Below are 9,298 nucleotides of genomic sequence, written 5' to 3'. Positions count from 1 at the left end.
GCGGCGGCCGCGCCTGCCGCCGTCGGGTCGGCGATCAGCAGCGCGGCCGAGCAGAATTCGGTCGAGGTATCGAGGGCGAGCAAAACGGTACGTGTCATGGCAGCTATTGTAATGCGTGACGTAACGTGAGCCGTGGTAACGCTTGACCCGTTAGGCGGCGAGCGCCGCGCGGATAATGCCCGCTCGTGCCGGATCGGGCCCTGAGCCCGGGGAATTCTGGAAGAAACCCTCGACAAGCTTGCGCAACCGGCTTGCTATGATCGATGGTCCTCAATCAGCATGTCCGGAGAATCGAATGAGCGGAACCAACGAACTCGACGCGCAATTTGCGCTTGCCCAGGCGGACGTCAAGGAATTGTCCGAACGTCCGGGTAATTTGACGCTGCTGCGCCTCTACGCGCTCTACAAGCAAGCGAGCCTGGGCGATGTGCAGGGCGACAAGCCGGGTTTCGCCGACATCGCGGGCAAATACAAATACGACGCGTGGGGCGCACTCGCGGGCACGCCGCAGGACACCGCAAAGCAGCAATATATCGGGCTGGTGGAATCGCTGAAAAGCGGCGCCTCGGCGTGAAACCCGGGCGGGCCAGCGCGGGGCGCCGTCTGAGCGGCCGCTATTTGAGTGCCTCTCGGCGCTTTATCAAAAGATAGGCGAGATGGACCATGCAACCGTGTAGGCAAATTCCCCTCCCCCGCAAAACTGCACTTTGAATCAAACTGTCTTAAAATCTGGCGCAGCGCAACAATTGCCGCTATACTGTTGCCTGCGCTTCACTGTAACCGGGTGAATTGATGGTTTTAGTCGATTCATTAGCTGATTCAACCCGCGCAGCGCGGCGCCTCGTAGCGTTTTGCTCCAATCCAGTTTAGAAACTGTCCCCTCCCTGCTAGGCCTTTCGCGGCCGATCATGCATCAGGCTGACGACAACGCCACCTCGGCCTGTCGAATCCGATACAGCTTCTAACGAAAAGCTCGCCTTTATTGTTGCGAGCTGCCCCCGTTTTTCGATTTGCTCGCTGCTTCTTTGCTCGCTGAATCTGACGACTTGGGTATGCCGATTGGCGCCACACGCCTTATTCCCCGTTTCAAGGAAAGACATGACTTCGAGCAACACCCATAGCCCGCTGGACTCCATCGCTGCACTGGCACTCGGCGAAGACGCACCCGCCGCGCCGGCAGCATCTGTTTCGCCTGCTATCCCCGCCCCTATTTCTTCAGTTGCGCCCGTCGCCGCTGCTATCGCTGTGCAGACTGGCCCGAGCTTCGAGTCGCTCGGTCTGTCGCCTGAGATCATTGTTGCGTTGACGGCCTCGGGCTATCAAGTGCCGACGCCGGTTCAGCAGCGCGCGATTCCCGCAGCGCTCGCCGGCCGCGACTTGCTGGTCTCCAGCCCGACCGGTTCGGGCAAGACCGCAGCATTTATGCTGCCGGCTATCGAACGTTTCTCGCAGCTCGAAAAGGCGAAGGCGCAAGCACCGCGTGAGCCGCATGACCCGAACGCCCGCCCGGCCCGCCGCACCCAGCCGGTCGCTCGTCCGACCATGCTGGTCCTGACGCCGACCCGCGAACTCGCAATGCAAGTTACCGCTGCTGCAACCACGTACGGCAAGCACCTGCGCCGGCTGCGCACGGTCAGCATTCTCGGCGGTGTCGCGTATGGCCAGCAATTGATGCTGCTCGCGAAGAACCCGGAAATCCTGGTCGCTACGCCGGGCCGCTTGCTCGATCACCTGGAACGCGGCCGTATTGACCTGTCGCAACTGCAAATCCTCGTGCTCGACGAAGCCGACCGCATGCTGGACATGGGTTTCATCGACGATATCGAAACTATTGTTGCTGCTACGCCCGCTACGCGCCAGACGCTGCTGTTCTCGGCAACCATCGACGGCAAGATCAGCTCGCTGACCGGCCGCCTGTTGAAGAACCCGGAACGCATCGACATCATTCAAAAGCTCGAAGCGCAGAACAACATCGCGCAAACCGTGCATTACGTCGATGACCGCGATCACAAGGATCGTCTGCTCGACCATCTGTTGCGCGATGCCGGCCTGGATCAAGCCATTGTGTTCACGGCAACCAAGAACGACGCTGACCAACTGGCTATCCGTTTGTCGGACGCAGGTTTTGAATCGGCTGCCCTGCACGGCGATCTGCCGCAAGGCGCGCGTAACCGCACGATTCGTGCACTGCGCGAGCGCAAAGTGCGCGTGCTGGTCGCAACCGATGTCGCCGCTCGCGGCATTGACATCCCCGGCATCACGCATGTGTTCAACTACGATCTGCCGAAGTTTGCGGAAGATTATGTTCACCGTATCGGTCGTACCGGCCGTGCTGGCCGTACGGGCACGGCGATCAGCCTCGTGCATCACGCTGAACAAGGGGCGCTTAAGCGCATCGAGCGTTTCGTTCGCGTGCCGCTGAATGTGAGCGTGATTGTTGGCTTTGAACCGCGTCGTTCGGCTCCGGCCGGCGGTGGCGGTGGTCGTCCGGGCTTTGGCGGCCGTGGCCGTCCGGGCGGTGGCGCTGGTGCAGGTGGCGCAGGTCGTCGCTTCGGTAGCGGCGGTGCTGGCAACGGTGGAACGGCTAAGCCGGGCGGCTGGGGCAACAAGCCGGCAAGCGCTGGTGCTCGCGATTCGCGCGACGGTGGCTCGCGTGACGGCTATCGCAGCGGCGGCGGTTCGCGTGACGGTGGCTCGGGCTTCGGTGGCGGTTCGCGCGACGGTTATGCAGCACGTCGCAACGATGGCCCGCGCGCTCCGCGTCGTGGCAGCTAAGTCGTAAAGAGTGCGGCGCGCGTTTCTTGCGTGCCAGCAAAAAGAAAACCGATGCTTCGTGCGTCGGTTTTTTTTCGTCCACGCCCTGAATTTCACAATGTGGAAAGACTTTCTGTGGCACGAAATTGTTGGTGCATGGCACAAGTTTCGTCATCTCAGCATAGGAAAGACAATTTTATATTGTGAAATATCAATTTCAATCCATTGATTTAAAACGAGAATTTATATTCCAAAACTTCGCTAAACGACTGGCTCCGCGACTCTCCTTTCCCTAGACTCTTATATAAGAGTTGGGCAACCAGAAGCACCAAGACTTTTCGATTGCTCAACCAGACGACCAACCATTAGTCATTAGTCAGGTAATCAAAGGAGAAACGCCATGTCGCGCCAACAACAAGCTCAGGAACTCCAGAAGCAATGGGACACGGATTCGCGCTGGAAGGGCATCAAGCGAAGCTACACCGCCGACGACGTCGTGCGGCTGCGCGGTTCGGTGCCGGTCGAGCACACGCTGGCGAAACGGGGTGCGGAGAAGCTGTGGGCATCGATTCATGAAGAGCCGTTCGTCAACGCCCTCGGCGCACTGACCGGCAATCAGGCCATGCAACAGGTCAAGGCCGGTTTGAAAGCGATCTACTTGTCCGGTTGGCAAGTGGCGGGAGACGCGAACGTTGCCGGCGAGATGTATCCGGATCAATCGCTGTATCCGGCGAATTCGGTGCCGCTGGTGGTCAAGCGCATCAACAACACGCTCACGCGTGCCGATCAGATCCAGTGGTCCGAAGGCAAGAATCCCGGCGATGAAGGGTATCTCGACTTCTTCCAGCCGATCGTGGCGGACGCTGAGGCTGGTTTCGGCGGCGTGCTGAACGCGTTCGAACTGATGAAGGCGATGATCGAAGCCGGCGCCGCAGGCGTGCACTTCGAAGATCAGTTGGCATCGGTGAAGAAATGTGGGCACATGGGCGGCAAGGTGCTGGTGCCGACGCGCGAAAACGTTGCGAAACTCACGGCCGCGCGTCTTGCGGCTGACGTTTCCGGTACGCGGACCATTCTGCTCGCCCGCACCGACGCGGAAGCGGCGGATCTGGTGACATCGGATGTCGATGAAAACGACCGGCCGTTCCTGACCGGCGAGCGTACGGTGGAAGGTTTCTTCCGCACGAAGCCGGGCCTGGAACAAGCCGTGTCGCGTGGCCTCGCCTACGCGCCGTATGCCGACATGATCTGGTGCGAGACGGGCAAGCCGGATCTGGCGTACGCGAAGAAGTTTGCCGAAGCGATTCATCGCGAATTCCCGGGCAAGCTGCTCTCGTACAACTGCTCGCCGTCGTTCAACTGGAAGAAGAACCTGGACGACGCGACTATCGCCAAATTCCAGAAAGAGCTTGGCTCGATGGGCTATAAGTTCCAGTTCATCACGCTGGCCGGTTTCCATGCGCTGAATTACTCGATGTTCAACCTCGCGCACGGCTATGCACGCAACCAGATGAGCGCGTTCGTCGAGATGCAGGAAGCGGAGTTCGCAGCGGCTGAGAAGGGTTTCACCGCAGTGAAGCATCAGCGTGAAGTGGGAACAGGCTACTTCGATGCAGTGACGCAGGCTGTTGAAAAGGACGCATCGACGACCGCGTTGCACGGTTCGACCGAAGATGAGCAGTTCTTCGAGGAGAAAGTCGCCTAATCCCGCAAAAAGTAGTCGAATAGAGTGGGCAAAAAAGCACGCGACCTAAGGTCCGCGTGCTTTTTTATTGCTTCAATACTAGTAACTCTACAGTTCGTTTCCAGACTTGATTCCCGGATTCTCATTTGTCCGCTTCATAAGCGTGGGGCACGCTTCGTCCCACTTTCAGAAACACGCTTGACGCGCGTCAATCGCGTGCCAAATCGAGCTTCGTAATATGCCGCAATCGTCCACGAAACCTCAAAAAATCTATCGATAAACAATCACTGGAATCTTCGTGTGGGTCAGCACCCGTTGAGTCTCGCTGCCGATCAGCAAACTCCCCAACCCCCTCCTCCCATGCGACGCCATGAAAATCACATCGCAGCCGTCCCGCTCCGCAATATCGATAATGCCGATATAAGGCGCGGATTCAACGCTGGTGACGCAATTGCAGGAAACGCTCGCGGCGGCAGCGGCCTTTTCGACAGCGCCAAGATGCTCCCGTGCTTCGCGCTCGGCGCGCGCGTGAAAATCTCCGGGCGGCTCGACGGCAACATCGGCGAAAGGCGAATACGGGTAAAGCGGCAAGCACGCATAAGCCGTAAGCCGCGCACCCACCGACTGGGCAAGATCGATCGCCCCATCAATAGCCTTCTGTGAAAGGGCCGATCCATCAGTCGGAACAAGAATGTGCTTGAACATGGTCGACTCCTTGGCAATGGCTATCGTGCACTTTCATTGTACTAACTGAATCGAAGCCATCGGCCGCAATTCAGCCCCAGGAATTCAGCTCCAGCAATTCAGCCCCATGAAGTCAGCCCCAGAAAGTCAGCCCCAATAACCAGGCGCGCCGAACGTGTGTTTGAGCAGGTCGAGGAACAATCGCACTCTTAGCGGCAAATGCCGACGCTGCGGAAACACGGCGTGAATCCCGATAGGCGGTGCGGCGAACGCATCGAGCACGCTGACAAGCCGCCCTTCTGCGATGTCATCACCGACTTCCCACCACGAGCGCCACGCCAGCCCATATCCGGCGAGACACCACTCGTGCAGCACCGCGCCGTCCGAGCATTCCATCGTGCCGGAAACGCGCATCTGAACGACCTTGCCATCCTTCTGAAACACCCAGCCGCGCTGCTGATTCGAGCTCGCCCCAAGCGGCAAGCAGTTGTGCTGCGCGAGCGCGTCGAGATCGGCGGGCGCGCCGCGCACGCGCAAATATTCCGGCGACGCCACGCAAACCCGGCGGTTCTCACCCAGCTTCAACGACACCAGCGACGAATCCGGCAGCTCGCCAAGCCGCACCGCGCAATCGAAGCCTTCGTTGACCAGGTCGACCATGCGGTCCGTCAGATCGAGCGTGATCGATACATCCGGATGCATCGAGGTAAAAACGGGGACGAGCGCGGCAACGTGGCGCCTTCCGAAACCCGCCGGAGCAGACACCCGCAAATGCCCGCTTGCCTTCACCCCGCCGGCCGACACGCTCGCCTCCGCGCTCTGCATGTCATGAATCACCCGCTGGCAATCCTCCAGAAATGCCGATCCTTCGAAGGTCAGCGTCAGCCGGCGCGTGGTGCGCACGAGCAGCTTCACGCCGAGCCGCTCTTCCAGCGCATCCAGCCGTCGGCCGATCACGGCCGGTGCAACGCCTTCGGCTAGTGCCGCGGCAGACAGGCTTCCCTTCGCGACGACCGCCACGAACGTTTCTATTTGCTTGAAGCGGTCCATGCGCGGCGTTTATTCGGATGTCGGGCGACTAGATTAGGCGTGAAAAAGTCAAAGATCAAGTGATCTGCATGCATCTTCCGGTCGTTCCGACGCACTAATAGAATCATCAACGACCAATTCATGGAGCGCCAGCCATGTCACCGACATCGATTTCGCCTCCTCGCGCTGTCATCTTCGACGCCTACGGCACGCTGTTCGACGTGCACTCGGTCGTGGCGGCCGCCGAGCAGTTATTCCCCGGCCACGGCGACGCGCTCTCGCAGTTGTGGCGCCAAAAGCAGATCGAATACACGCAGCTGCGCACGCTCTCGGACCCCGCCGGTGCCCGATACGAGCCGTTCTGGGCAATCACGCTCGACGCGCTGCGCTACGCCGCCACTCGCCTGAAGCTGGAACAGGCACTCACTCCGGCTGCAGAAAAGCGCCTGATGGACGAATACGCCTGCCTGGCGGCGTTTCCCGACACCGTCACCGCGCTGAAAACGCTACGCAAACGCACAGATTTGAAGCTGGCGATCTTGTCGAACGGCAATCCGCAGATGCTGGACATTGCGGTGAAAAGCGCCGGCATGTCAGGTCTCTTCGATCACGTCCTCTCTGTAGACGCCGTGCGGGCCTACAAACCCGCGCACGCCGCCTACTCACTCGGAACCCAAGCGATCGGCGTGGCGGCCTCGGAGATCGTGTTTGTATCGTCGAACGGCTGGGACGTGACGGGCGCGACGTGGTTTGGCTACACCACTTTCTGGCTCAACCGCATGGCGATGCCCGCAGAACAACTCGGCGTCATGCCACGCGGCACCGGACGCGATATGACCGGTCTGCTTGCTTTCATCGATGCAGGGTGCCCCCAGCATCAGCATGCGGCGCCATTTGATCTTTCAAAGCGCATGCCCCGCAGTCCCAACAACTAGCCGACTCATCGATTCAACCAGCACGCAAAACCGTCTGACCGACCAAGGAGATGTAGAACATGGCGAACACGCTGACCCACATGCCGCAGGGCATGACCATCACGGCTGAGATCAAACCCGGCTACGAGACCATCTTGACGCCCGGAGCGCTTGAGCTGGTAGCAACGCTGCATCGCGCATTCGAGCCGCGTCGGCAGGCGTTGCTCAAGGCGCGCGCCGAACGCACAAAGCGGCTGGACGCAGGCGAACGGCCGGATTTTCTCAGCGAAACGCAATCCATCCGCGACGCCGACTGGACCATCGCAACGTTGCCGAAGGCGCTCGAATGCCGCCGTGTGGAGATTACCGGACCGGTCGAGCGCAAGATGATCATCAACGCGCTGAACTCCGGCGCGGATTCGTACATGACCGACTTCGAGGATTCGAACACGCCGAACTGGGACAACCAGCTGACCGGTCATATCAATCTGAAGGAAGCGGTGCGCGGCACGATTTCGCTTGAACAGAACGGCAAGTCATACAAGCTCAACGATAAAACCGCGACGCTGATCGTGCGTCCGCGCGGCTGGCATCTGGACGAAAAACACGTGAGCGTGGATGGTCAGCGTGTGTCGGGCGGTATCTTCGATTTCGCGCTGTTCCTGTTCCACAACGCGAAGGAGCAACTGGCTCGCGGCGCGGGTCCCTACTTCTATCTGCCGAAGCTGGAAAGCCATCTCGAAGCGCGCCTGTGGAACGAAATCTTCGTGGCGGCCCAAGAGATGGTGGGCGTGCCGCGCGGATCGATTCGCGCGACGGTCCTGATCGAAACCATCCTGGCCGCGTTCGAAATGGATGAGATTCTGTACGAGTTGCGCGAGCATTCGTCGGGACTGAACGCCGGCCGCTGGGACTATATTTTTTCCGCGATCAAGAAATTCAAGAACGACGCCAATTTCTGCCTCGCCGATCGCGCAAAGATCACGATGACCGTGCCGTTCATGCGCGCCTACGCCCTGCAATTGCTGAAGACGTGTCACCGGCGCAATGCCCCCGCTATTGGCGGCATGAGTGCGTTGATTCCGATCAAGGGCGACGCTGATGCCAACGACAAAGCCATGGGCGGCGTGCGTTCGGACAAGGCGCGCGATGCGAGCGACGGTTACGACGGCGGATGGGTAGCCCATCCGGGCCTCGTGCCGATCGCGATGGAAGAGTTCGTGAAAGTGCTCGGCGGCGAGCCGAACCAGATCGCGAAGCAACGCGAGGATGTGCAGGTCACAGCAACCGATCTGCTCGATTTCCGTCCCGAAGATCCCATCACCGAAAACGGCGTGCGCGGCAATATCAACGTGGGCATTCACTATCTGGGTTCGTGGCTCGCGGGCAATGGTTGCGTCCCGATCCACAACCTGATGGAAGATGCGGCGACCGCGGAAATTTCGCGCTCGCAAGTGTGGCAGTGGATTCGCTCACCGAAAGGCAAACTGGACGATGGCCGCAAAGTGACCGCCGAGATGGTTCGCGCCTTCACGCAGGAAGAATTGGTGAAGGTGAAAGAAGTAGTTGCCGGCGACACCGCGCCGTACGACCGGGCAGCGACTATTTTCGAAGCGATGTCGACATCGGATACGTTTGCGGAGTTTTTGACGTTGCCGCTTTACGAAGAGATTTAACGCTTAACCTCTTAATCTCTTGACGCCGGTCGTCCATAGAACAAGCCGCCCTGGAAATTCAGGGCGGCCTTTTTTATCGGTGTTGATCAATCACGGCCGTGCTCGTCTTGATCGTCGATACATAACCCAATCGCCGTTATCGATACGCGGCAGACCCTCCACCGCCTCCTCGCCGACCGGATAAACCAGGCAATCGATATCCTGCGCGCGCCCGTCTACGTGAACCGTCACCTGTAACCGCTCACTGCGGTACAAGCCGATGACACCCGGCACGATCTCTTCGATTTCATCGAGCACGGGCACGAGTGTTTCATCGATTCGATAGATATCGCCATGCACCGGCCCCGCCGCGCAATCGAGCACGAGTCCCGGGTAAGCGTCGAAGTCGTACAGCCGTCCATTGATATGACCCGAGCCGATCAGTGTCGGCGCGGCGATCCCGTTACGCTCTGCTGCAAGGCGAATGTCATTGCTCTCACCCGCTCTAAGCGTGCCGTAGACGAATACATGTTGCATGCGTTCCATCCCATCCATGAAGATTCAGCGCATTATGCCAA

The 9,298-nt window shown here is 59.5% G+C and carries 8 protein-coding genes and 1 pseudogene; 5 read left to right on the top strand and 4 right to left on the bottom strand.

Annotation, left to right across the window (positions count from 1 at the left end):
• Window positions 1–107: pseudogene (locus BSU04_RS48305) on the bottom strand (tRNA (adenosine(37)-N6)-threonylcarbamoyltransferase complex dimerization subunit type 1 TsaB); the annotation flags it as partial.
• A 188-nt stretch (window positions 108–295) separates the two neighbouring features.
• Here BSU04_RS48305 and BSU04_RS39830 point away from each other — a divergent pair.
• The 3 genes from BSU04_RS39830 to aceA all read left to right on the top strand — a co-directional run bounded on the left by BSU04_RS39830 (window position 296) and on the right by aceA (window position 4,459).
• Window positions 296–574 carry an acyl-CoA-binding protein gene (locus BSU04_RS39830; protein ID WP_089165692.1) on the top strand — a complete coding sequence of 93 codons (279 nt, stop codon included), beginning with the start codon at window positions 296–298 and terminating at the stop codon, window positions 572–574.
• Between the two features lie 524 nt (window positions 575–1,098).
• Entirely contained in the window at window positions 1,099–2,775 is a 1,677-nt protein-coding gene (locus BSU04_RS39820; protein WP_089165690.1) for a DEAD/DEAH box helicase, read from the top strand.
• A gap of 379 nt (window positions 2,776–3,154) precedes the next feature.
• Entirely contained in the window at window positions 3,155–4,459 is a 1,305-nt protein-coding gene (aceA, locus tag BSU04_RS39815; RefSeq protein ID WP_089165689.1) for an isocitrate lyase, read from the top strand.
• Between the two features lie 249 nt (window positions 4,460–4,708).
• Here the strand turns inward: aceA and BSU04_RS39810 are convergent, their stop codons facing one another.
• Together BSU04_RS39810 and BSU04_RS39805 are read right to left on the bottom strand one after the other, a co-directional pair.
• On the bottom strand, window positions 4,709–5,143 hold the full coding sequence (locus BSU04_RS39810) for a universal stress protein (RefSeq protein ID WP_089165688.1): 435 nt from the start codon (window positions 5,141–5,143) through the stop codon (window positions 4,709–4,711).
• 126 nt (window positions 5,144–5,269) lie between these two features.
• Window positions 5,270–6,172, bottom strand: a complete 903-nt coding sequence (locus BSU04_RS39805; protein ID WP_089165687.1) for a LysR family transcriptional regulator — start codon at window positions 6,170–6,172, stop codon at window positions 5,270–5,272.
• 134 nt (window positions 6,173–6,306) lie between these two features.
• Between BSU04_RS39805 and BSU04_RS39800 the strand changes: the two genes are divergently transcribed.
• Both BSU04_RS39800 and aceB read left to right on the top strand, forming a co-directional pair.
• Complete coding sequence (locus BSU04_RS39800; protein WP_089165686.1) at window positions 6,307–7,086, top strand: haloacid dehalogenase type II; 780 nt, start codon at window positions 6,307–6,309, stop codon at window positions 7,084–7,086.
• A gap of 59 nt (window positions 7,087–7,145) precedes the next feature.
• Window positions 7,146–8,741, top strand: a complete 1,596-nt coding sequence (gene aceB, locus BSU04_RS39795; protein WP_089165685.1) for a malate synthase A — start codon at window positions 7,146–7,148, stop codon at window positions 8,739–8,741.
• Between the two features lie 90 nt (window positions 8,742–8,831).
• Here aceB and BSU04_RS39790 read toward each other — a convergent pair whose 3' ends face one another.
• Window positions 8,832–9,257 (bottom strand): gamma-glutamylcyclotransferase family protein, encoded by a 426-nt coding sequence (locus BSU04_RS39790; protein WP_089165703.1) that lies wholly within the window; start codon window positions 9,255–9,257, stop codon window positions 8,832–8,834.
• Between the last annotated feature and the right edge of the window lie 41 nt (window positions 9,258–9,298).

Origin of the sequence: Caballeronia sordidicola (assembly GCF_002220365.1) — a bacterium.
GTDB classification, from domain to species: Bacteria; Pseudomonadota; Gammaproteobacteria; order Burkholderiales; family Burkholderiaceae; genus Caballeronia; species Caballeronia sordidicola_C.
Note: the sequence above shows the minus strand (reverse complement) of the source record. Positions and strands in the feature narration are given on the sequence as shown.